20 protein-coding genes and 1 riboswitch are annotated in these 21,833 nt (G+C 69.6%); of the genes, 14 read left to right on the top strand and 6 right to left on the bottom strand.

What is annotated here, in order from left to right; all coding sequences use genetic code 11:
* Nucleotides 1-2: 2 nt before the first annotated feature.
* Nucleotides 3-1,040, bottom strand: coding sequence for a cobalamin biosynthesis protein CobW (gene cobW / locus B8460_RS06185; protein WP_048860706.1), 1,038 nt, complete (start codon nucleotides 1,038-1,040; stop codon nucleotides 3-5).
* On the bottom strand, nucleotides 1,037-1,405 hold the full coding sequence (locus tag B8460_RS06180) for a DUF1636 family protein (RefSeq protein WP_241771123.1): 369 nt from the start codon (nucleotides 1,403-1,405) through the stop codon (nucleotides 1,037-1,039). Before B8460_RS06180 ends, cobW begins: the two co-directional genes overlap by 4 nt.
* A gap of 128 nt (nucleotides 1,406-1,533) precedes the next feature.
* Nucleotides 1,534-1,747: riboswitch (cobalamin riboswitch) on the bottom strand.
* 1 nt (nucleotide 1,748) lies between these two features.
* Between B8460_RS06180 and cobU the strand changes: the two genes are divergently transcribed.
* The 3 genes from cobU to B8460_RS06165 are packed head-to-tail and all read left to right on the top strand — an operon-like array spanning nucleotide 1,749 to nucleotide 4,257.
* Nucleotides 1,749-2,267 (top strand): bifunctional adenosylcobinamide kinase/adenosylcobinamide-phosphate guanylyltransferase, encoded by a 519-nt coding sequence (gene cobU, locus B8460_RS06175; protein WP_048860705.1) that lies wholly within the window; start codon nucleotides 1,749-1,751, stop codon nucleotides 2,265-2,267.
* Complete coding sequence (cobO, locus tag B8460_RS06170) at nucleotides 2,264-2,863, top strand: cob(I)yrinic acid a,c-diamide adenosyltransferase (protein ID WP_048860704.1); 600 nt, start codon at nucleotides 2,264-2,266, stop codon at nucleotides 2,861-2,863. Before cobU ends, cobO begins: the two co-directional genes overlap by 4 nt.
* A complete protein-coding gene (locus B8460_RS06165) occupies nucleotides 2,863-4,257 on the top strand; it encodes a cobyric acid synthase (RefSeq protein ID WP_048860703.1) in 1,395 nt (464 codons plus the stop codon). Before cobO ends, B8460_RS06165 begins: the two co-directional genes overlap by 1 nt.
* Here B8460_RS06165 and cbiB read toward each other — a convergent pair.
* The gene (cbiB, locus tag B8460_RS06160) at nucleotides 4,241-5,227 is read right to left on the bottom strand and encodes an adenosylcobinamide-phosphate synthase CbiB (RefSeq protein WP_048860702.1); all 987 of its coding nucleotides are present in this window, start codon (nucleotides 5,225-5,227) and stop codon (nucleotides 4,241-4,243) included. The genes B8460_RS06165 and cbiB overlap by 17 nt on opposite strands.
* 17 nt (nucleotides 5,228-5,244) lie before the next feature.
* Between cbiB and cobD the strand changes: the two genes are divergently transcribed.
* A complete protein-coding gene (cobD, locus tag B8460_RS06155; RefSeq protein WP_048860701.1) occupies nucleotides 5,245-6,258 on the top strand; it encodes a threonine-phosphate decarboxylase CobD in 1,014 nt (337 codons plus the stop codon).
* Here the strand turns inward: cobD and metH are convergent.
* Entirely contained in the window at nucleotides 6,227-9,712 is a 3,486-nt protein-coding gene (gene metH, locus B8460_RS06150; protein WP_048860700.1) for a methionine synthase, read from the bottom strand. The two genes, cobD and metH, sit on opposite strands and share 32 nt — an antisense overlap.
* A 17-nt stretch (nucleotides 9,713-9,729) precedes the next feature.
* Nucleotides 9,730-10,704: an ArsR/SmtB family transcription factor gene (locus B8460_RS06145; protein WP_048860699.1), complete on the bottom strand. Its 975-nt coding sequence runs from the start codon at nucleotides 10,702-10,704 to the stop codon at nucleotides 9,730-9,732.
* A gap of 90 nt (nucleotides 10,705-10,794) precedes the next feature.
* Here B8460_RS06145 and B8460_RS06140 point away from each other — a divergent pair, with 90 nt between their 5' ends.
* Together B8460_RS06140 and B8460_RS06135 are read left to right on the top strand one after the other, a co-directional pair.
* Nucleotides 10,795-11,106, top strand: coding sequence for a hypothetical protein (locus B8460_RS06140; protein ID WP_148360400.1), 312 nt, complete (start codon nucleotides 10,795-10,797; stop codon nucleotides 11,104-11,106).
* A gap of 153 nt (nucleotides 11,107-11,259) precedes the next feature.
* On the top strand, nucleotides 11,260-11,490 hold the full coding sequence (locus tag B8460_RS06135; protein WP_048860698.1) for a hypothetical protein: 231 nt from the start codon (nucleotides 11,260-11,262) through the stop codon (nucleotides 11,488-11,490).
* 103 nt (nucleotides 11,491-11,593) lie between these two features.
* On the opposite strand, the gene B8460_RS06130 is transcribed toward B8460_RS06135, so the two are convergent.
* Complete coding sequence (locus tag B8460_RS06130) at nucleotides 11,594-12,286, bottom strand: FadR/GntR family transcriptional regulator (RefSeq protein ID WP_048860697.1); 693 nt, start codon at nucleotides 12,284-12,286, stop codon at nucleotides 11,594-11,596.
* Nucleotides 12,287-12,462: 176 nt separating this feature from the next.
* Here B8460_RS06130 and B8460_RS06125 point away from each other — a divergent pair, with 176 nt between their 5' ends.
* From B8460_RS06125 to B8460_RS23690, 8 genes are all read left to right on the top strand, one after another.
* Nucleotides 12,463-13,326 carry a fumarylacetoacetate hydrolase family protein gene (locus tag B8460_RS06125; protein WP_241771122.1) on the top strand — a complete coding sequence of 288 codons (864 nt, stop codon included), beginning with the start codon at nucleotides 12,463-12,465 and terminating at the stop codon, nucleotides 13,324-13,326.
* Nucleotides 13,323-14,099: an alpha/beta fold hydrolase gene (locus B8460_RS06120; RefSeq protein ID WP_241771121.1), complete on the top strand. Its 777-nt coding sequence runs from the start codon at nucleotides 13,323-13,325 to the stop codon at nucleotides 14,097-14,099. The genes B8460_RS06125 and B8460_RS06120 overlap by 4 nt, the downstream gene beginning before the upstream one ends.
* 81 nt (nucleotides 14,100-14,180) lie before the next feature.
* The gene (locus tag B8460_RS06115) at nucleotides 14,181-15,524 is read left to right on the top strand and encodes a metal-dependent hydrolase family protein (protein ID WP_048860695.1); all 1,344 of its coding nucleotides are present in this window, start codon (nucleotides 14,181-14,183) and stop codon (nucleotides 15,522-15,524) included.
* A gap of 25 nt (nucleotides 15,525-15,549) precedes the next feature.
* Entirely contained in the window at nucleotides 15,550-16,548 is a 999-nt protein-coding gene (locus B8460_RS06110; protein WP_048860694.1) for a branched-chain amino acid ABC transporter permease, read from the top strand.
* Nucleotides 16,545-17,567: a branched-chain amino acid ABC transporter permease gene (locus B8460_RS06105; protein WP_048860693.1), complete on the top strand. Its 1,023-nt coding sequence runs from the start codon at nucleotides 16,545-16,547 to the stop codon at nucleotides 17,565-17,567. Before B8460_RS06110 ends, B8460_RS06105 begins: the two co-directional genes overlap by 4 nt.
* A 35-nt stretch (nucleotides 17,568-17,602) precedes the next feature.
* Nucleotides 17,603-18,847, top strand: coding sequence for an ABC transporter substrate-binding protein (locus B8460_RS06100; protein WP_048860692.1), 1,245 nt, complete (start codon nucleotides 17,603-17,605; stop codon nucleotides 18,845-18,847).
* A gap of 7 nt (nucleotides 18,848-18,854) precedes the next feature.
* Complete coding sequence (locus B8460_RS06095; RefSeq protein ID WP_048860691.1) at nucleotides 18,855-19,637, top strand: ABC transporter ATP-binding protein; 783 nt, start codon at nucleotides 18,855-18,857, stop codon at nucleotides 19,635-19,637.
* Nucleotides 19,630-21,831 (top strand): ABC transporter permease, encoded by a 2,202-nt coding sequence (locus B8460_RS23690; RefSeq protein ID WP_048860690.1) that lies wholly within the window; start codon nucleotides 19,630-19,632, stop codon nucleotides 21,829-21,831. The genes B8460_RS06095 and B8460_RS23690 overlap by 8 nt, the downstream gene beginning before the upstream one ends.
* Nucleotides 21,832-21,833: the final 2 nt, after the last annotated feature.

Below are 21,833 nucleotides of genomic sequence, written 5' to 3'. Positions count from 1 at the left end.
GATCAGCCCCGCAGCATCGCGGCGATCGCCGCCTGATCGAGGCCGGTGCGGCCGATCACGACGATCCGTCCCTCGCGCCGCTCGTCGCCGCGCCACGGCCGGTCGTATGTCGCGGCGGTGCGCGGTCCCACGCCCTGCAGCACCGCCCGCAAAGGCCGCCCGCGCACCGCGACGAAGCCCTTGATGCGCAGAAGGTCGTGCGCGACCGTGGCGTCGTGGACGCGCTGCAGCAGGGGGTCGAGCGCGTCGATCTCCGGCACGGCGACGACGAAACTCTCGAAATCGTCGTGCTCGTGTTCCTCCAGCGCGCCGTCGTGATGGGACGGGCGCCGGTCCAGATCATCCTCGGCCCCGGCGGTCAGGCCGAGCAGCACGTCGGGCGCGACATGGCCGGCCTCGGCGGCCACCACGCCGACGCCCGGCCGCGCATGCGCCGCGATCTCCGCCCGAACGCCGGCGAGCGTCGCCGCGTCCACCAGATCGGCCTTGGACAATACCACCAGGTCCGCTGCCAGAAGCTGATCGTCGAACACCTCGGCCAGCGGGTTGTCATGCTCGATCGCCGTGTCGGCCGTGCGCTCGCGGTCGATCGCCTCCGGATCGTCGGCGAAGCGGCCGGCCGCCACGGCGGCGGTATCGATGACGGCGACGACGCCATCCACCGTGGTGCGCGCGCGCAGCCCCGGCCAGCCGAATGCCTTCAGCAACGGTTTCGGCAGCGCGAGGCCGGACGTCTCTATGACGATGTGTTCCGGGGCCGGGACACGGTCGAGCAGCGCGGACATGGCCGGCACGAACTCGTCGGCGACGGTGCAGCACAGACAGCCGTTGGCCAGCTCGACGATGTCGGACGGCTCACATCCCGGAATACCGCAATCGCGCAACAGGGCGCCGTCGATGCCGACCGAGCCGAATTCGTTGACGATCACGGCAATCCGCCGCCCGCCCGCGTGCGTCAGCAGATGGCGGAGCAGCGTGGTCTTGCCGGCCCCGAGGAACCCGGTCAGCACCGTCACCGGAACGCGCGCGGCGGTGGTCATGGCAGGTCCATCGCGGCGCCCGGCACCCGGCCGAGCACGACGTTGCGCAGCGAGTCGGGGCGGCGCGAGGGCATCAGCATGCCGTTCGTCGACTGCGCATAGGCGCGGGCATAGACGAGCAGATCCCCGGCCTGCGGCGCTGTCAGCCGCCCGAGCAGGACGCTCCATTTGCGCGGCATCGTCAAAGCCGCGCTGCACCCGCGGTCGCAGTTCGCGAGGCACGACAGCGGCCGCACGGTCACCCCATCGGGCGCCGGCATGCGGCTTGCGGCTTTGAACAGACGCTCACCCTCGCCGGGCGCGCCGGTCTGCGGGTCGCGGCAGGTGATGCAGATATCGAGACAGGCGGCTTGCGGGTCCGGCACGACGCTCCCTTCCATGGCCGGTCGCATGGACCGCCGGCCAAACACGCGGGTGCGACGTGCCGTCCGGCACCCGGCCGGCGGCATCGGCGCCAAATGGCGCCGCCGCTCCCGGTGCACCCCGCCCGGCAACGCGCTGATCGCTGATGGCAGGTCTCCTGGCTCGCGGGTCGTCGCGTCCCTGCCGCCTTCCCGCCCTGGACTCGATCCAGGACAGTGGCATCATCGGCAGAGCCGCTCGCCGCTGACAGTTGCGGGGGCAGCTGCGGATTTGACGCCCGGGGGCATCGCACCGCATTCCCTTTTCAGCTTCCGCTCGGAAGCACCATCGGATTTAGTAAGACGCGTGAGCCCCCCGCAAGTCAACCACGTCACGCTCGTCCTCGGCGGCGCGCGCTCCGGCAAAAGCCGTCATGCCGAGTCGCTGCTCACCGCCGGGCCGCCCCCGTGGTGCTACGTCGCGACGGCCCAGGCCTTCGACGCCGAGATGGCCGACCGTATCGCCATCCACCGCGCGCGGCGGACGGAGGGGTGGCGCACGTTCGAGGCGCCGCTGGACATCGACAGGGCCCTGGCCCGCGCGGCCGGGCTGCCGGTGCTCATCGACTGCCTCACGCTGTGGGTGAGCAATCTTCTGCTGGGGGAGCGGGATATCGACGCCGCGGGCGCGGCGCTGCTCGCCGCGATCGACCGGCACGCGGCGCCGATCGTCCTCGTCGCGAATGAAACCGGTCTCGGGATCGTGCCGGACAGTGCGCTTGCCCGCCGGTTCCGCGACGCGGCGGGGTGGCTCAATCAACGCGTGGCGGTGCGCGCCGACAGGGTGCTGTTCATGGTGGCCGGACTGCCGATGGTGGTGAAATGAGCGACACCGAACGGCACCGCGCGAAGATGGCGCACCGCAAATCCGTCCAGGACGCGGAGGTCGCCGCCAAGACCATCGAAAAGGGATTGCTGATCGTCCACACCGGTGCGGGCAAGGGCAAGTCGACCGCCGCGTTCGGCCTGCTGCTGCGCATGCTCGGCCACGGACGGCGCTGCGGCGTGGTGCAGTTCATCAAGGGGGCCTGGAACACCGGCGAAAGAACGGCGCTGTCCGCCTTCGGGACGCAACTGGAATGGCACACCCTGGGCGAGGGCTTCACCTGGGAGACGCAGGACCGCGCGCGCGACATCGCGGCGTGCCGCCACGCGTGGGACGTCGCGCGCGGGTTGCTGGCGCGCGAGGATGTCGCGCTGGTGATCCTCGACGAGATCAACATCGCGCTGCGTTACGACTACCTGCCGCTCGACGACGTCCTGTCCGCGCTTGCGGCCCGGCCGGCGATGCAGCACGTGATCGCGACCGGGCGCAACGCGAAGCCCGACCTGATCGCCGCCGCCGATCTCGTGACCGAGATGACGGCGGTGAAGCATCACTTCGCCGGCGGCGTGCGCGCGCAGGCGGGTATCGAGTTCTGATGCGGGCGATCATGTTCCAGGGCACCGGCAGCAGCGTCGGCAAGTCGCTGATCGTGGCGGGCCTCGCACGCGCCCTCCATCGGCGCGGCCTCGCCGTGCGGCCGTTCAAGCCGCAGAACATGTCGAACAACGCGGCCGTCACCGCCGACGGCGGCGAGATCGGCCGCGCGCAGGCCCTGCAGGCGCGGGCCGCCGGCGTGGCGCCGAGCGTTCACATGAATCCGGTGCTCCTGAAGCCGCAGAGCGAGGTCGGCGCGCAGCTCGTCGTGCAGGGGCGCGTGCGTCGCAACGCCGATGCCCGTGCCTATCAGACCATCAAGCGCGCGCTGCTGCCGGTCGTGCTCGACAGCTTCGCGACGATCGGCCGCGACGCCGACATCGTGCTGGTGGAAGGGGCGGGGAGCGCGTCGGAGATCAACCTGCGGCCGAACGACATCGCCAACATGGGCTTCGCGCGTGCCGCCGACGTGCCGGTCGTCATCATCGGCGACATCGATCGGGGCGGCGTGATCGCCAGCGTCGTCGGCACATGGGCGGTGCTGGAGCCCGGCGACGCCGCGCTGGTGCGGGGATATGTCATCAATCGCATGCGCGGGGACGCGACGCTGTTCAACGACGGCCTGACCGCGATCACCCGCCATACGGGGTGGCCGTCGTTCGGGCTGGTGCCGCATTTCGCGCCTGCCGCCCTTCTGCCCGCCGAGGATGCCGCCGACCTGACGCCGTCGGCCGGGCGGCGTGGCGCGGGCCTGCGCGTGGCCGTCCCGCTGCTGCCGCACATCGCCAATTTCGACGACCTCGACCCGCTGGCGGCGGAGCCCGACGTCGCACTGGCGCGCGTGCCGCGCGGGCATCCCCTGCCGCTCTGCGACGTGGTCATCCTGCCGGGATCGAAGGCGACGCGCGCCGATCTCGCCGTGCTGCGCGAGGAGGGCTGGGACATCGACCTGCGGGCTCATCACCGGCGCGGCGGCGCGATCCTAGGGATCTGCGGCGGGCTGCAGATGCTCGGGCGGACGATCGACGATCCGACCGGCGTGGAGGGCGCGCCCGGATGCAGCGAGGGACTCGGCCTGCTCGACGTGACCACCTGCCTCACGGGGCAAAAGGTGCTCGCGATCACCGGCGTCGGCGGTTACGAAATGCATGTCGGGCGTACCGAAGGCGCGGACTGGCACGACGGTCACGCGGTCTCGTCGTGCGGGCGCGTGCGCGGCACCTACCGGCACGGCCTGTTCAACGACGACGCCGCGCGTCGTGACTGGCTCGCATGCCTCGGTGCCTCACCATCGGATGCCAGCCACGAGGCGCGAATCGACGCGACGCTGGACGCCCTGGCCGTGCATCTCGAGGCGCATATCGATGTCGATCGGCTGCTCACCATTGCGCGATGAACGCCATGACGATCGCGACCGCGAGCGTCGCCGCGATCTGCAGGGCGCAGACCCGGCGATAGAGGCGCAGCGCGCGATCGAGATCTACGGGCGTCGCCTCCGTCCGTCCGTCACCGAGCCACACGCCGGCGACGACCTCCTCGCCATAGACACGCGGACCGCCGAGGCGAAGCCCCAGCGCGCCGGCCATCGCGGCCTCCGGCCAGCCGGCGTTGGGCGAGCGGTGCAGGCGGCCATCGCGGCGCATGACGCGCCACGCCCCGTGTGCCGTCGCATCGCGCATCGTCGCCGCCGCGAGGATCAACCACACCGCCGACAGGCGCGCCGGGATCAGGTTCACCGCGTCGTCGAACCGCGCCGCCGCCCGGCCGAAATCCGCATGGCGCGCGTTGAGATGGCCGATCATGCTGTCGGCCGTGTTGGCGACCTTGTAGGCGACGATGCCCGGCAGCCCGCCGATCGCGCACCAGAAGGCGGGCGCCACCACGCCGTCGCTGGCGTTCTCCGCGAGGCTTTCGATGGCGGCGCGGAGAATGGCCGCCGTGTCCAACTGCTCCGGGTCGCGGCCGACGATGTGGGCGACCGCGATCCGTCCCGCCGCCGGGCCGCCGGCCATCAGGGCGGCGCCGACATCGGCGACGTGGCGGTGGAGGCTGCGGCTGGCCAGCAGCGTGGAGGCGAGCAGGCCGAGGGGCAGCCACGCATACCGGCCTGCCGCCGCACGCATCACGGCCGTGATCATCGCGGCCTGGATCAGACCGGCGGCAAGCGCGAGCGCGAGCGTCGCGACCCCGGCCACGCGCCGCCGCCGTGCGGTGGCGGCGGAGTCGTTGAGGCGACGGTCGAGGGCTGCGATCAACGCCCCGACCCACATCACCGGATGACCGATCCGTCGCAGCAGCGCGTCGGGGTAGCCGAACGTCGCTTCCAGGATCAGCGCGGCGGCAGTGATCGCCGGGCCATCGGTCATGGCAGCGACATCACGCCATGAGCGGGCCGCTGTTGCATGGCGGCCAGCTTGGCGACGCGATGCGCCATTACCCTGACGCCCCGCGGCCGTTCATCGATCTTTCGACCGGCATCAATCCGCACGCCTATCCGATGCCGCCGCTCGATGCGGCGGATTGCACGAGGCTGCCGGAAGCGGCGGCGCTCGCCGATCTCGAGGCGGCAGCCGCCCGCGCCTACGGGATTGCCGATCCGGCCTGCGTCGTGGCCGCTGCCGGCACGCAGCCGCTCATTGCGCTGCTGCCGCGCCTGCGGGCGCGTGCCAGCGTCGCCGTGGTCGGCCCGACCTATGCCGAGCACGAAGCAGCCTGGCGCCTTGGCGGTCATGCGGTGCGCGAGGTTGAGGCGCCGACGGACGAGGCCGAGGTGCTCGTGGTTTGCTCGCCCAATAATCCCGATGGGCGCGTGGCGGCGGTCGCGACGCTTGCCGACATCGCCACGCGCGTCACGGTGCGCGGCGGGTGGCTGGTGATCGATGAGGCGTTCATCGACCTGAGCGGGCGGGAGTCGGCGGCGCGGCTGATCTCCTTGCGCGGGGTCGTCGTGCTCCGGTCCTTCGGCAAGACCTATGGCCTCGCGGGCCTTCGGCTTGGCTTCGCGCTCGCCCATCCCGACCTTGCCCGGCGATTGCGGGCATCGCTCGGGCCGTGGCCGGTGAGCGGTCCGGCCATCGTCGCCGGGCGGGCCGCCTTGCGCGACGATGCGTGGCGCGCCGCCGCGCGGGCACGCCTCGAGGTCGAGGCGGCGGGGCTGCGCGCGGTACTGACCGAGGCGGGACTCGACATACGCGGTGGCGCGCTGCTGTTTCATCTCGTCGAAGTCGCCGATGCCGCGTCGCTGCATCATCATCTCTGCACGCACGGCATCCTGACGCGACGCTTTCCGGCGCAGCCGCGCTGGCTGCGCCTCGGATTGCCGCCGGACCCGCCGGCGCTGGCGCGGCTGCGCCATGCGCTCGCGGTCAGACCGAGAAATACTTGGCGCGCGGATTGAGGACGACGATCGCGCTGGTGCTCTGTTCGGGGTGCAGCTGCGATTCGTCGGACAGGCTGATGCCGATCCGGCCGGCGTCGAGAAGACGCAGCAACTGCGCCTGGTCCTCCAGCTTCGGGCAGGCCGGATAGCCGAACGAATAGCGGCTGCCGCGATAGCCCTGCGCCAGCATCTTCTCCATGTCGCGGTCATCCTCGCCGGAAAAGCCGAGTTCGGCGCGGATACGCTTGTGCGTGTACTCCGCCATCGCCTCGGCCATCTCCACGCCCAGCCCGTGCAGGTAGAGATAATCCTGATACCGGTTGTCGTCGAACCATGTCCGCGCGACGTCGCTCGCGCGCTGGCCCACCGTGACGACCTGCAGGCCGATGACGTCACGCTCCTCGTCGTCCACGTCACGGAAGAAGTCCGCGATGCATTCACCGTCCTCGCGCGGCTGGCGGGGCAGCGTGAAGCGGGCGACCTCGGTGGTGCCGTCGGCCTCGAACAGGATGAGATCGTTGCCCTGGCCGGCGGCGCGCCAGTAGCCATAGATCGCCTGCGGACGCAGGATCTCCTCGGCCTCGGCGAGGGCGAGCATCCGCTTCATGACCGGGCGCAGCTCCTGCTTCGCCCAGCCCAGGAAGTCGTCCAGGCTGCGCCCCTGCTTCCGGAAACCCCACTGAAACTGATACAGGCTGCGTTCGTTGACGAACGGCACGATCGCCTTCGGGGCCGCTTCGATGACGCGCGCGCCCCAGAAGGGCGGCGTCGGCACCGGCACGTCCCGCGTGATCCGCTGCCGGCGGGCGCGCACGGCGGCCACGTCGATCGGGCGAAACGCCTTTGCATCCGCCTGCCCCAGCGTGCGCGTGGTGTTGCGCGCCTTGCCGGCACGCTTCGCCTGGATCGCGGCGAGATAATCGTCGAAGGCGTTGCCCGTGACGCGGTCCATCAAATGCAGCCCGTCGAAGGCGTCGCGCGCATAGGCGACGCGGCCGCAGGCATAGGCGCGTGCGCAATCGTCCTCGACATAGCCGCGCGTCAGCGCGGCGCCGCCGAGCAGGACCGGGATTTCCAGCCCCTGCCGCGTCATCTCCTCGAGATTCTCGCGCATGATCACGGTGGACTTGACCAGCAGGCCCGACATGCCGATCGCGTGCGCCCGGTGCTCGCGCGCCGCCGTGACCATGTCGGCCAGCGGCACCTTGATACCAAGATTGACGACCTTGTAGCCGTTATTCGTCAGGATGATGTCGACGAGGTTCTTGCCGATGTCGTGCACGTCGCCCTTGACGGTGGCGAGGACGATCGTGCCCTTCTGCTGTCCCTCGACCCGCTCCATGTGCGGCTCGAGATGCGCCACGGCGGCCTTCATCGTCTCGGCCGACTGCAGCACGAAGGGCAGCTGCATCTTGCCGGCGCCGAACAACTCGCCCACCGTCTTCATCCCGTCGAGCAGGATGTTGTTGATGATGTCGAGCGGCGGATGCGTGCGCATCGCCTCGTCGAGCTCGTCGGCCAGGCCCTTTCGGTCGCCGTCCACGATGCGGTCGCGCAGGCGTCCCTCGACCGTGTCGGCGCGCACCTTCTTGACCGCGTCGGCCGCCTTGCGATCCGCGAACATGTCCAGCAGGTGCGCCAGCGGATCATACTCCTCGCGTCGGCGATCGAAGATCAGGTCCTCCATGACCGTGACCTCGTCGGCCGGGATCAGGTGCAGCGGACGGATCTTGCTGACATGCACGATCGCGCCGGTCATGCCGGCCTTCACCGCATGATCGAGGAACACGCTGTTCAGCACGGCCCGCGCCGCCGGATTGAGCCCGAAGCTGATGTTCGACAGGCCGAGGATGATCTGGATCTCGGGAAATGCCTCCCGGATCAGGCGTATGCCCTCCAGCGTTTCCTCGCCGAGCTTGCGGTCATCCTCGTTGCCCGTCGCGATCGTGAAGGTGAGGGGATCGATCAGCAGATCCGATTGTGGCAGTCCGTGGCGATTGCAGGCGAAATCGACCAGCCGTCGGGCGACGTCGAGCTTGCGGGCGGCGGTCTTGGCCATGCCCTCCTCGTCGATCGTCAGCGCGATGACCGCCGCGCCGAACCGCCGCGCCAGCACCAGCCGGTCGGCCGCCGCGCGCTCGCCGTCCTCGAAATTGATCGAGTTGATGATCGGCTTGCCGCCATGCAGCTTCAACGCCGCCTCGATCACCGGCGTTTCGGTCGAATCGATCACCAGCGGCGCGTTGACCGTGCTGGTGAAGCGGCGGATGACCTCGGTCATTTCACCCATTTCGTCGCGGCCGACGAAGGCGGTGCAGATGTCGAGGGCGTTGGAGCCTTCGCCTATCTGTTCCCGGCCCATCGCGACGCATCCGTCCCAGTCGCCGCGTTCCTGCAATTCGCGCCACTTCTTCGAGCCGTTGGCGTTGCAGCGCTCGCCGATCGAGAAATAGCTGTTCTCCTGGCGCAATGCCGTCTGGCCGTACAGGCTTGCGACCGAGGGCATCCAGACGGCGCTGCGCGCGACGGGCACGGGCCGGTGGCCGCCGCGCCGGCGCAGCATGGCGTCGAGGGCAGCGATATGCGGCGTGGAGGTGCCGCAGCAGCCGCCGATCAGGTTGACACCGTCCTCCGTCACGAAGCGTTCGACCCAGCCGGCCATCTCCTCCGGTCCCAGCGGGTAGCGCGTCTGCCCGTCCACCAGCTCCGGCAGACCCGCGTTCGGCTGCACGGAAATCAGGCCGGGCCAGTTGCCCGCGAGCCAGCGGACATGCTCCGCCATCTCCTGCGGCCCGGTTGCGCAGTTGAGGCCGAGGAGCGGCACATCGAGGGCGCGCACCACGGTCGCGGCCGCCGCGATATCCGGGCCGACGAGCAGCGTGCCCGTCGTCTCGACCGTGACCTGCACGAAGACCGGCACGTCGCGCGCCGCCTCCGCCCGTGCCCGCTTCGCGCCGTTGACGGCTGCCTTGATCTGTAGCGTGTCCTGGCAGGTCTCGATCAGGATCGCGTCCACGCCGCCCGCGATCAGACCCGCGCACTGCACCGCGAGGGCATCCTCCAGCGTGTCGTAGTCGATGTTGCCCAGGCTCGGCAGCTTGGTGCCCGGCCCGACGCTGCCCACCACCCATCGGTCGCGCCCGTCGGCGAACGTCTCGGCCGCCTCGCGGGCAAGTTCGGCGGCGATGCGGTTGATCTCGTGGGCGCGGTCCTGCAGGTCGAACTCGGCCAGGGTGATGGGCGAGCCGCCGAAGCTGTTGGTCTCCACCATGTCGGCGCCGGCCTCGTAGTAGCCGCGGTGGATTTCGCGCACGAGGTCCGGGCGCGCGAGGTTCAGCACCTCGGTGCAGTTCTCCCGCCCCCAGTAATCGCGGTCAACGTCGAGCGTCAGCGCCTGGACACGGCTGCCCATGCCGCCATCGCACAGCAGCACGCGCTCACGCAGGGCTTCGAGCAGAGGGGGACGGGACATGCGGGGCCTTTCTCGGGTCAGACGGCAAGCGCGGACAGGCGGGCGGGCAGGGCCTCGGCGCTGCGCCGCGCCGGGCAGACGAGGATGGGAAGCGGCGCATCGACGAGGGCCGGCGGCTCCGCCAGCAAGGCGTTGGCGCCGAGCAGGGCGGCCAGTTGCGCGGGCGAGAAGCCGGACCACCGATGGGCGAAACGCTCGATGACGTCGGCGCGGTCATGCGCCGCGAGTTCGACGATGATCAGCCGCCCGCCCGGCCGCAGCACGCGCGCGGCCTCGGCGATCGCGCCGGCCGGGTCCTCGGCGTAGTGCAGGACCATGTGCATGGTCACGAGGTCGAAGGACGCATCGGCCAGCGGCATGCGGTACATGTCGCCCTGGCGGACGGAGCAGTGACCCAGCCCCTCGCCGGCCAGCCGCGTGCGGGCGAGCGCCAGCATCGCCTTGCTCGCATCGATGCCGAGACCGGCGGCGACGCGCGGGGCCAGCACCTCCAGCAGACGCCCGGTGCCGGTGCCGATGTCGAGCAGGCGCCCAAGCCCGTGGTCAGGGAGCAGGTCCAGCAGCCGCTGTTCCACGGCCGCGGCGGGCAGATCGAGGGCACGCATCTCGTCCCAGTCCGCGCCCTGCCGGCGGAACGTCTCGGACGCGGCGCGGGCGCGTTCGGCCAGGACCCGGGCGGCCTGACGCGCGTCCGCCGCCAGCACGGCGTCGTCGTCCGGCAGCCGCGCCGCGAGATCGCGCGCGAGCCCCGTCGCGGCCGGATCGCCGGCGTCGCCGGACGGCAGGGCATACCAGGCATTCGCGCCCTCCCGCACCCGCTCCAGCAGGCCGGCTTCCGTCATCAGCTTGAGGTGGCGCGACAGTCTCGGTTGCGATTGGCCCAGAATCTCGCAGAACTCGGTGACGCAGAACGCGCCCCGACCGGCGAGCGCCAGCAGGCGCAGCCGGGTCGGCTCAGCGGCGGCGCGCAGGGCGGCGAGGAGACTGTCCATGCTTTGTCTATCACATAAAGATATCCTTATGTCCAGATGATGTCGTATGTCGATGCCAGGGTTCTGGTCCGCTTCACGCTGCCGGCCGTCGTGCCGGAGGGTGCCGTCGTGCTGATTGAGGAAGGCTTGCCGGCGGCCGCACCGACGGCCACGGTTTTCTCGTTTCCGGCCATGCCGGCCGCCGCGTCCGGCCCGCATCCGGCCGGCTGTGCCTGTTGCGTGTCCCGTACGCCGGCCGCCGAGGCGCTTCGCCGCCTGTTCCTGGCCCGCGTGCGCGGCGAGACGGCGTTCTTCAGCGAAGTGACGGTCCTCGGTCGGCCGACCACCGTGGCCGCGTTGCGTGACGCGCTGCGCGATGATCCGGGGCTTGCCGGCTGGTTCCGGGCGGCCATCCCCGACTGACGCCCCCGACATACCTGTCATTCATGCCCCGGGGTGCATGACAGATACGATCCGACCCGTCCTCCCGCCACCCGACCGCCGACGCGATATCGGGTGGGCCGAAAACGAGAAGCCCGGTTTGGCAGGCTCGTTCATCGGAGGAGGACCAGAGTCATGACACGCACGACCATCATCGCCGCCGCCATCCTCGCCCTGAGCGCGGGCAGCGCCCTCGCGCAATCCGCAGGTCCGTTCGAGGCGGCCGGCAGCTGGCACGGCATCGACGGCAACCGCGCCAGCATATGGGTGCCGGCGGTGGCCCCGCAGACCGCGCACGGCGTCGTCGTCGCCCCGAGCCCGGGGCAGTACGCCGCCAACGCCTCGTCCGGCATCGCGATCCGCTGATCCCGCGCGACGGCGATGCGCCGATCCGGCCCGCAGCCTGTTGTCGCGGGCCGGATCGTGCGTGGGCTGGCGCGCTGCGCCGCCGACGCTGACGCCGGGGGGCCTATCGCCGCAGAATATTCGTCTCGACAGTCTTGAGATGCGCGTGCATTGCCCCACGCGCCCCCTCCGGGTCGCGGTCGAGCAGGGCGGCGAGGATCGCCCCGTGTTCCTGGCAGTAGGCCAGGCGCCGCGTCTCGGAGAACGAGCGCTTCTTCATGTCGAACCAGGGCGCGCGGTTGCGCAGCACCCGCACAAGCGCGTGGAACTCCCGCAGCAGCTCGTTGCGGGCGCAGGCGAAGATGCGGTGATGGAACTCCGCGTCCCAGGTTTCGAAACCGGGCATGTCGTCGGCCGCCACGGCTTCGCGATGCGCCGCCTCGACGGCGGCAAGATCGCCGATGCTCGCGTCCGTCGCGGCGAATGCCGCCGCTGCCGGCTCCAGCAGCAGCCGGATTTCCATGATGTCGGCGGGGCTCGCCCCCTCCATCCGCGCGATCGTGCCGGCGAGATCGTCGGTCCCGTCCACGTCCGGCCCGGCCGGTGGCGCGGTGACGACGAAGGTGCCGCGCCCGACATGGCGCGTGATGGCGCCGTCGGCGGAGAGCAGGCGCATCGCCCGGCGCACCGTGTTGCGGGCGACGCCCAGTTCCGCGGCGAGGGCCCGTTCGGGCGGCACGCGGCGATCCGCCCAGTCGCCGGACATGATGCGCTCGCGCAGCGTGCGGGCGACGTCGGAAGCTACCAGACGGGGCATCGATCGCAGCCTCTTTCTGAGCCGATCGTGAACCAATTAGCCTGTTTCGTCGGAACGGTCGAGCACCTATCGCCCCATTGGCCCTATTTTGTGCCTTGTCCGAGGCCAAGGCTCCGTTCTAGGCTGAGCCAATAACAAGCCGCGGCACGGATCGCGGACAGGGCAGTCTCGTGCGGGTGGCGACCTTTACGATCGGCGATGAGCGGCGTGTGGGGCTGGTGGACGCCGATGCGGGTTCCGTCGCGCCGTTCGACCTGTCGGCGGATGCGGCCCGGGCGGGCGTCGTCGCGCTGATCGGGCGTGCGGTGCCCGCGACCCTGTCGCCGCTGCCGTTGGACCGCGTCCGGCTTGATGCGCCGGTGCCGCGCCCGGCGCGCAACATCTTCTGCGTCGGCAAGAACTACCATGACCACGCCCATGAGTTCTCCCGCAGCGGCTTCGACTCCAGCGCCGCGGCCGGGGCAGTGCCGAAGCATCCGATCATCTTCTCCAAGGTGCCGGAGACGGTAATCGCCCACGGCGAGCCGATCCGGATCGACCCGTCGGTGTCCGCGGCGGTGGATTACGAGGCCGAGCTTGCCGTGATCATCGGGCGGGGCGGCCGCGGCATCCGTGCGGCGGACGCGCTGGATCACGTCTGGGGCTATACGATCGTCAACGACGTGACCGCCCGCGACCTGCAGGGCCGATACAGCCAGTGGCTGATCGGCAAGTCGCAGGACACGTTCTGTCCGATGGGCCCGTTCGCCGTCACGCGCGACGCGCTCGACCTCGGCGATACGGTCATCCGCTGTCTGGTGAACGGTGAGTTGCGCCAGGAAAGCAACACACGCCACCTGATCTTCGACGTCCCGACGATCATCGCGACGCTTTCCGCCGGCATCACCCTGCAGCCTGGCGACGTGATCGCGACCGGCACGCCCGCCGGCGTCGGGATCGGCTTCGACCCGCCGCGCTATCTCCGCGCGGGCGACGTCGTGCGCATCGAAATCGGCCCCATCGGCGTCCTTGAGAACCGCGTCGAGGAGATTGCCCGGTGACGACCGTGCGCGTCGGCGCGATGGTTGCCGATGTCGAGGGCGATGGTGCGGCCGTGGTCATGCTGCACGGGTTGGGCGGCACGTCGAACACGTTTCAACCGCAGATGGCGGCGCTGTCGTCGTTCCGGACGGTGCGTTTCGACCTGCCGGGTGCGGGCCGTTCGCCGGTGCCGCACGAGCCTCTTTCGGTCGGCGGGCTCGCCGCCGCGGTGATCGCCGCGCTGCCGAATCTGGGCGTCGGGCGGGCGCATTTCGTGGGTCACTCCATGGGCACGCTGATCTGCCAGCATATCGCGGCGATGGCACCCGGGCTCGTCGCCTCGCTCGTCCTGTTCGGCGCGATCCTGGAGCCGGCGCCGGCAGCCCGCGAGGGGCTCGCCGCCCGGGCGCGTCTCGCCCGTCACGAGGGGATGGCTCCCATCGCCGATCAGATCATCCAGGGCTCGATCGCGACGGCAATCCGCGAAGAGAACCCGGCGGTGGCGGCGTTCGTACGGGAATCGGTGATGCGACAGGACGCCGAGGGCTATGCCCGCCACTGCGAGGCGTTGGCGGCGGCAGAGGCGGCGGACCACCGCCTGATCACCGCCCCGGCGCTGCTGGTGACGGGCGAGGAGGATGCTGTGGCGCCGGTCGGCATGGCGCGCGACCTCGCGGACCGGCTGCCGTCGGCGCGGCTGCGTACGCTGGACCGGTGCGGCCACTGGAGCACCCTCGAACGCCCGCGTGCCTGCAACGAACGGATGGGCGACTTCCTGTTGCGCGTGTCATGATGGCGCGCTGAGCAGGCGGGCGAGGACCAAGACGCCGGACAGGCGCTGCCCGGATCGGACGGCAAGCTGGGGGAGGATCGGATGGCGGACGGCAATGGCTACGGCGCGTCCTTGGGCGGCAGCGGACGCGACGCGCAGTCGGTTCTGTTCACGAACGTGCGCGTGCTCGACGGCACCGGCGAATATCCGTACACGGGCGAGGTGCTTGTGCAGGGGAACCGCATCCGGCACGTCACGCGCGGCAGTTCCCGCTTCGCCCCGTCGGGCGCCACGCCGGGGGGCGCCACCGTCATCGACGGCATGGGCGCCACGCTGATGCCCGGCATGATCGACGCGCATCTGCATCTGTCGTGGAACAATGCCCCGGGCATCGAGCCGATCCAGATGATGCCGCCCGAGGAGCACATCCTCGTCACCGCCGAGATGGCCAAGCTGGTGCTGGATGCCGGCTTCACGGCCGGGCGGGGGGCGGCGGCGGCGAAGCCGCGCCTGGATGTGGTGATCCGCAACTTCATCAATGCCGGGCGCCTGCCCGGACCGCGCTACACGGCGGCCGGTCCGGAGATCACGACGGTGGGCGGCCTCGGTGACTCCGCCCCGTCGCATATCCCGCACGAGGGCCTCAACCTCGGGATCGTCGTCTCCGGACCCGAGGAGATCCGCCGCGTCGTGCGGACGCTCATCAAATACGGTGTGGACAGCATCAAGCTGAACCTGTCCGGCGAGGAGATCACCGGCATGCGGGCCGAGGAGACCCCCATGTCCGACGAGGAGATCACCATGGCGGTCCGCGAGGCGCGTGCCCGCGGTAAGGTCCTAGCCGCCCACGCGCGCTCGTCCGAAAGCGTGAAGCAATGCGTGCGGCACGGGATACAGAACATCTATCACGCCTCCTTCGCCGACGAGGAGGCGCTCGACATGCTCGAGGCGGCGAAGGACCGCCACTTCGTCGCACCCGGCCTCGCATGGCTGATCCGCACCGCCCGGCATGCGGACGAATACGGCATCAAGCGCGGCTCGTCGGTCGCGATGATGTACGAGCGCGAGCTGGAAATGGCGGTGGAGACGATGAAGAAGATGCATCGTCGCGGCATCCGGGTCCTGATCGGCGGCGACTACGGCTTCGCCTGGACGCCGCAGGGCACGAATGCCAAGGATATCGAATATTTCGTCGACCTGCTCGGCTTCACGCCGATGGAGGCCATCCTCGCCGCGACGAAATACGGTGGGCAGATCATGGGCATGGGCGACGAACTCGGCCAGATCCGCGAGGGCTTCCTCGCCGACCTGCTGCTGGTGGACGGCGATCCGGTCGCCAACGTGCGCGTGCTGCAGGACCACGACCGCCTGCTTGCCATCATGAAGGACGGCCGCTTCCACAAGCGCCCGGCGATGCACGAACAGCGCCGACGGCTGACCGCTTGATCACGCGGACGCCGGGCAACGTGGCATGAGACATCCGGTCACGGTCGTGGCGGCAGCCCTTGCCGCCGCCATCCTGCTCTGGATGTTCCTCGCCGTGTGGCCGGCGTGGCTGGTGGCGCTGCTCGGGCCGAAGAAGGTGTTCGTCATCACCATCTTCAACGGCATCACGCTGGCCGGGCTGTATTTTCTGGTCGCGAGCGGCTTCACCCTGGTGTTCGGCCTGATGCGCAACGTCAATCTGGCGCATGGGTCGCTGTATCTGTTCGGCGCCTATGTCGGCTACGACGTCGCGACGGCGAGCGGTTCCTGGCTGCTGGCCGTGGCCGCCGGTTTCCTCGCGGCGGCGGTGATCGGCGTGCTGATGCAGATCCTGATCTTCCGCCGCATGGAAGGCGACGAGCTGCGCCAGACGCTGGTGACCATCGGCATCTCGATCGTCGCCGCCGATCTCATGCTGTGGTTCTGGACCGGGACGACCTATCAGTTCACCGTGCCGTCCTGGCTCGACGGCGCGGTCTCCACGCCGATCATCACCGCGGTCCGGCACGACGGGCGGGCCGTGTTCATGATGTATCCGCTCTACCGCCTCGCGGTGCTGGTCGCCGCGGTGGCGATCGGTATCGCGCTGTATGTCTTCCTGAACCGGACCCGCGTCGGGATGATGATACGCGCAGGAGTCGACGATCGCGGCATGCTGGCGGCGACGGGTGTGAACGTGCATCTCGTCTTCGCGGCCGTGTTCGGCGTGGGCGCCGGCCTCGCCGGGCTTGCGGGCGTGATCGGTGGCACCGCGCTGTCCGTCGCGCCGGGGGAGGATGTCCGCTATCTGCTTGCCTCGCTGGTGGTGGTGATCGTCGGCGGCATGGGCTCGATCACGGGTGCCGCGGTCGGGGCCCTCCTGGTCGGCCTCGCCGAGCAGATCGGCCTCGCCTATTTCCCGACGTATGGCGTCGTGCTGACGTTCATCATCATGGTGGCCGTCCTCGCCGTGCGCCCGCAGGGGCTGATCGTGCGCGCCGCATGAGCCCCAGAGCCGCGACGCATCTGGTCGCAGGGCTGCTGCTGCTGGCGTATCCGCTGGTGGCATCGCCGTTCTTCGTCTTCCAGATCGGGGCGTATTCGCTGATCCTGGGGACGATCGCGCTGTCGCTGATGATCCTCGCCGGATACGGCGGCATGGTCAGCCTCGCGCAGATGATGGTCGCGGGCGTGGCCGGCTACCTGGTCGCGATCCTCGGCACCAACGAATCCGGTCTGCTCGGCTTCGGCTGGCCGTGGTGGCTGTATGTGCCCGTCGCCGTACTGATCGCATCCGTGGTGGCAAGCCTGATCGGCCTGCTCGCGGTCCGCTCGGCCGGGATCTACATGATCATGATCACGCTGGCGGTCGCGACGGCCTTTTTCTATTTCGCGCGACAGAACTACGCGGTGCTGAACGGCTTCAACGGTTTCCACGGCGTCGTGCCGCCGCATGCGTTCGGCATCGCGTGGCGCAGGCCGATTCCGTTCTATTACCTCTGCCTCGCGGTCGCCGCGGCTTTCTATGCGGCCGCGCTGTACGGCGAGCGATCGACCTTCGGCCTCGCGCTGCAGGCGGTGCGGGACAATCCGCGCCGGATGCGCGCCCTGGGCTTCAACGTGCCGGCGCTGCGCGTCTTCGCGTTTTTCCTGGCGGGGGTGATCGCCGCGACGGCCGGTGTGCTTCTGGTCTGGTTCAACAGCCAGATCTCGCCGGGCACGATCAGCGTCGCCGCGGCCATCGACACGCTGGTCATCGCGGTCGTCGGCGGCATACGCCGGCCGGCGGGCCCGTATTTCGGCGCGCTGCTGTTTGCCGTGCTGCAGAACTTCGCCATCGACCTGATCGATCCCGAGCGTTTCAACACGGTCATCGGCATCGTGTTCCTGGCTGTCGTCCTGCTGTCGCCGGACGGTTTGCTCGGCTTGTTTGCCCGGCTGCGCAACGCCGTGCCCACGCGCAGTTTCGCCGAGCCCGAGCCCGCGCGACCCGCCGGGGCCGTCCCGCAGCGGTCACGGATATGACCAAGAACCAGAATATATCCAAAGGGAGGATATCGATGCTCACCAAACGACGCACCGTTATGGCGGCGGCGCTGGCGGCCGCCTGTCTGGCGCAGCCGGCGCGGGCGGAGGACGTCATCAAGATGGGCGGCCTCGCGACGCTGGAAGGCGCGTTCACCGTCCTCGGTCAGGACGGGCTTCGCGGCATGAAGCTCGCCCTGCAGGAAGTCAATTACACCGTCGCCGGCAAGAAGATCGTCGTCACCTATGGCTCGTCCGACGCGACGCCGGACAGCGCCGTCAAGGCCGCGCGCAAGCTGGTGGAGCAGGACGGCGATCAGATCCTGATCGGTCCGCTGTCCGGGTCGGAAGGCATCGCGATCAAGGACTATGCCAAGACGCAACCCAACGTGACGTTCCTCAACGGCTCGTCCGCGGCGCAGGACACGACGCTCTACAGCCCGGCGCCGAACTTCTTCCGCTTCTCTACCGACGGTGTGCAGTGGATGGCCGGCCTCGGCGAGTATGTCTACAAGGTCAAGGGATACCATACCGTCGCGACGGTCGCGGAAGACTATTCCTTCCCGTACAGTCAGGTGGAAGGCTTCATGCTGCCGTTCTGCAAGCTCGGCGGCCATGTCACGGCGAAGTTCTGGGTGCCGATCGGCAACAAGGACTACTCCTCGGTGATCGCCGCGCTGCCCGACGACGTGGACGCCGTCTATGTTGCGCTCGGCGGCGCCGATGCGATCAACTTCCTGACGCAGTATCAGCAGTCCGGCGGCAAGGCGCATCTGATCGGCGGCTCGATCACGGTCGATCAGACCGTGCTGGGGTCCAAGGGCACCATACGCAATGCCGTGATCGGCACGCCGGCCGCAGGTCCGACCGCCGACACGTGGGACGATCCGCGATGGAAGGCCTTCACCGCGGAATACCGCAAGGCCTTCCCGGACGGATTTCCGGTACCGTCGCTGTTCGCGCATGCCTATTACGTCAATACGAAAGCCGCGCTCCTTGCGCTTGCCAAGGTCAACGGCGATCTGTCCGATGGCGGCAAGAAATACCGCGAGGTTCTGTCGACCTTGTCGTTCGACACGCCGACCGGCCCGGTCAAACTCGATCACAACCGCAACGGCATCGCCGATATCTTCGTGACCGAGGTGACGGAGGGGAAGGGCGGCGTGCTGCTGAACAAGGTCATCAAGGTGGTCGACAACGTGAACCAGACCCTGGGCGAGCCGGAGGCGGAGTTCCTGAAGATCGGCCACCCGAGCCGCGACAACCCGAGCTGCAAGTAGGCTGCGCATGTCCGATGCCGTCGCGCTGTCGCTGGATGAGGCCGGGGCGCACGCCCTCGACCTCGTCGGCGTCGGCCGGCGGTTCGGGGCGCTCACCGCGCTGGCCGACATCACCTTGTCGGTCCGCGCCGGTGAGCGCCGCGCCATCCTTGGCTCGAACGGGGCCGGCAAGACCACGCTGTTCAACACCATCACCGGCGACTTTCCGCCCTCGTCCGGCCGTATCCGCTTCTTCGGCGAGGACGTGACGCATTTTCCCGCGCACGAACGTATCCGCCGCGGTCTGCGCCGGACCTATCAGATCTCGCTGCTGTTCGACGGGCTTTCGGTGATCGACAGCATCTTCCTCGCATGCCGGGGCGTCTCGCGCCGGCGCTTCTCGCTGCTGCGCCCGCGCCGCGACGACGCCACACGCGCGCAGGCGGAGCAATTGCTGCATGCCGTTCGCCTTGATGATGCGCGGGATGTCGCCGTGGGGCAGCTCAGCCATGGGCAGAAGCGGCAGGTCGAGATCGCGCTCGCGCTGGCCGGCGCGCCGCGTTTCATCCTGTTCGACGAACCCGCCGCCGGGCTTGCGCCCACCGAACGCCGTGACCTCGTGGCGATCCTGACGGCGCTGCCGGCGCATATCGGCTACATCATCATCGAGCATGATCTCGATGTCGCCCTGCGCGTCGCGGAGCGGGTGACGATGATGCACAACGGTCGCATCTTCAAGGAAGGCACGCCCGACGAGATCGAGGCGGATGCCGAGGTGCAGGCCATCTATCTCGGCGGCGCGCATGGCTGAACGCTCCGCCGCCCGCCCGCTGCTGCAGGTGCGCGACCTGCACGTCTATTATGGCGCCGGGCACGTCATCCAGGGCATCGACCTGACATTGCCCTCCGGCATCCTGTCCATCGTCGGCCGGAACGGCATGGGCAAGACGACGCTCTGCAACGCGATCACCGGGCTCAAGGCGCCGCACGCCGGATCGATCATGCTGGACGGGCGGGAACTTGCGGGACAGGAACCGCATGCCATTGCCCGCGCGGGCGTGGGCTACGTGCCGCAGGGCCGCCGCGTCTGGCGCAGCCTGTCCGTGGACGAGCATCTGCGTCTGGCCGCGCGCGGCGGTCGCGACGCCGCATGGACGGTGGAGCGGGTCTATCAGGCCTTCCCCCGCCTCGCCGAACGTCGCGGCAACGGCGGCGCGCAACTGTCGGGCGGCGAGCAGCAGATGCTGGCCATCGGCCGCGCGCTGCTCGGCAATCCACGGCTGCTCGTGATGGACGAGCCGACAGAGGGACTGGCGCCGGTCATCGTCGAACAGGTCGAGCACATGCTCACGCGGCTCGCTGACGAGGGCGAGATCGGCGTATTGCTGATCGAGCAGAACATCGGCGTCGCGACCGAGGTGGCTGACACCGTCGCCATCATGGTCAACGGCCGGATCGAACGCACGCTGCCGGCGTGCACCCTCGCGGCCGATCGCGACCTGCAGCAGCGCCTTCTGGGTGTGGGGCGACATGGCGAGGCGCCGGAACCGCCTCCGCCGGCGGCGGAGGCCGCGGCTGGGCCGCCCGTGTATTTCCGCGTCAGCCGCGGCGGCGGCTCCGGCCCCGACGGCGCGCCAACCTTCCGGACCGTGACGACATTACCGAACCGCTGGTCCGCGGCCCACGTCGCAAGCACGACGAATACAACTGCGGGGGAGACCGCCCCGAGGGCGGAGGACGTCACCCGCATCCCGGCGTTGGCTCCGATGCCTCAGGGGCGGACGGCCCTGATTGTCGGCACATTCGATACGAAAGGCCGGGAGCTGCGCTTCCTGCGTGACACGATACGCGACCTCGGCCTGCGCACGCGCACCGTCGATCTGTCCACCAGCGGCCGTCCGTCGAGCGCGGATGTCACGCCGCAGGATGTGGCGAGCCTGCATCCCCGCGGGTCCGGCGCCGTGTTCGGCACCGATCGCGGCGCGTCCGTCGCCGCGATGGCCGCGGCGTTCGAGCGCTGGATCGTGCGACAGCGCGACATCGGCGGCGTCATTTCCGCCGGCGGATCGGGCGGCACGTCGCTGGCGACCGCCGGGATGCGCCGGCTGCCGATCGGGATGCCGAAAGTGATGATCTCGACCGTCGCCTCCGGCGATGTCGGCCGCTATGTCGGACCCGTCGACATCATGATGATGTACGCCGTCGCCGACATTCAGGGTCTGAATCCGATCACCGAGACGATCCTGCGCAACGGTGCCAACGCACTCGCCGGCATGATCGCCCGTGCACCGGCCGCGGCCAACGGCCTGTCGTCGCGCATGGCGGCGCGTCCGTCACTCGGTCTCACCATGTTCGGCGTGACGACGCCATGCGTGCAGGCGCTGACCACGCAGCTGGACAGCGAATATGACTGCCTGGTCTTTCATGCAACCGGGACGGGCGGCCGGTCGATGGAGGCACTCGTGCAATCGGGCATGCTGGCGGCGGTGCTCGACATCACCACGACGGAGATCGCGGACCTGCTGGTAGGCGGCGTCTTCGCGGCAACCGAGGAGCGGCTGGAGGTGTTCGCCCGAACGCCGCTGCCGTATGTCGGATCGTGCGGGGCCCTCGACATGGTCAACTTCGGTGCCCGCGACACGGTGCCGGACCGCTTCCGCGACAGACGCTTCGTGGAGCACAACGCCAACGTCACGTTGATGCGCACCACGGCGTCCGAATGCGCCGCCATCGGTCGCTGGATTGCCGAACGTCTCAACCGCATGGCGGGCCCGGTGCGCTTCCTGTTGCCGGAGGGGGGCGTCTCGATGCTCGACAGCCCCGGTCAGCCGTTTCACGACCCGGCGGCGGATCGCGCGCTGTTCGATGCGATCGAGGCGGCTTTCATTCCCACGCCGCAGCGGCGGCTGATCCGCGTGCCGGCCAATATCAACGACGCCGCCTTCGTCGCGGCCGTGCTCGCCGCCTTCCACGACGTCGTCACCCCCATGCGCAAAAGGGCCTGACC

It is taken from the genome of Acidisphaera rubrifaciens HS-AP3, assembly GCF_000964365.1.
Lineage (GTDB): Bacteria > Pseudomonadota > Alphaproteobacteria > Acetobacterales > Acetobacteraceae > Acidisphaera > Acidisphaera rubrifaciens.
Note: the sequence above shows the minus strand (reverse complement) of the source record. Positions and strands in the feature narration are given on the sequence as shown.

What these genes read in the sequence shown, in the direction of transcription:
- cobW (WP_048860706.1), bottom strand. Translation starts at nt 1,040, where the DNA reads ATGACCACCGCCGCGCGCGTTCCGGTGACGGTGCTGACCGGGTTCCTC.
- cobO (WP_048860704.1), top strand. Translation starts at nt 2,264, where the DNA reads ATGAGCGACACCGAACGGCACCGCGCGAAGATGGCGCACCGCAAATCC.
- B8460_RS06165 (WP_048860703.1), top strand. Translation starts at nt 2,863, where the DNA reads ATGCGGGCGATCATGTTCCAGGGCACCGGCAGCAGCGTCGGCAAGTCG.
- cbiB (WP_048860702.1), bottom strand. Translation starts at nt 5,227, where the DNA reads ATGACCGATGGCCCGGCGATCACTGCCGCCGCGCTGATCCTGGAAGCG.
- cobD (WP_048860701.1), top strand. Translation starts at nt 5,245, where the DNA reads ATGAGCGGGCCGCTGTTGCATGGCGGCCAGCTTGGCGACGCGATGCGC.
- metH (WP_048860700.1), bottom strand. Translation starts at nt 9,712, where the DNA reads ATGTCCCGTCCCCCTCTGCTCGAAGCCCTGCGTGAGCGCGTGCTGCTG.
- B8460_RS06145 (WP_048860699.1), bottom strand. Translation starts at nt 10,704, where the DNA reads ATGGACAGTCTCCTCGCCGCCCTGCGCGCCGCCGCTGAGCCGACCCGG.
- B8460_RS06135 (WP_048860698.1), top strand. Translation starts at nt 11,260, where the DNA reads ATGACACGCACGACCATCATCGCCGCCGCCATCCTCGCCCTGAGCGCG.
- B8460_RS06130 (WP_048860697.1), bottom strand. Translation starts at nt 12,286, where the DNA reads ATGCCCCGTCTGGTAGCTTCCGACGTCGCCCGCACGCTGCGCGAGCGC.
- B8460_RS06115 (WP_048860695.1), top strand. Translation starts at nt 14,181, where the DNA reads ATGGCGGACGGCAATGGCTACGGCGCGTCCTTGGGCGGCAGCGGACGC.
- B8460_RS06110 (WP_048860694.1), top strand. Translation starts at nt 15,550, where the DNA reads ATGAGACATCCGGTCACGGTCGTGGCGGCAGCCCTTGCCGCCGCCATC.
- B8460_RS06105 (WP_048860693.1), top strand. Translation starts at nt 16,545, where the DNA reads ATGAGCCCCAGAGCCGCGACGCATCTGGTCGCAGGGCTGCTGCTGCTG.
- B8460_RS06100 (WP_048860692.1), top strand. Translation starts at nt 17,603, where the DNA reads ATGCTCACCAAACGACGCACCGTTATGGCGGCGGCGCTGGCGGCCGCC.
- B8460_RS06095 (WP_048860691.1), top strand. Translation starts at nt 18,855, where the DNA reads ATGTCCGATGCCGTCGCGCTGTCGCTGGATGAGGCCGGGGCGCACGCC.
- B8460_RS23690 (WP_048860690.1), top strand. Translation starts at nt 19,630, where the DNA reads ATGGCTGAACGCTCCGCCGCCCGCCCGCTGCTGCAGGTGCGCGACCTG.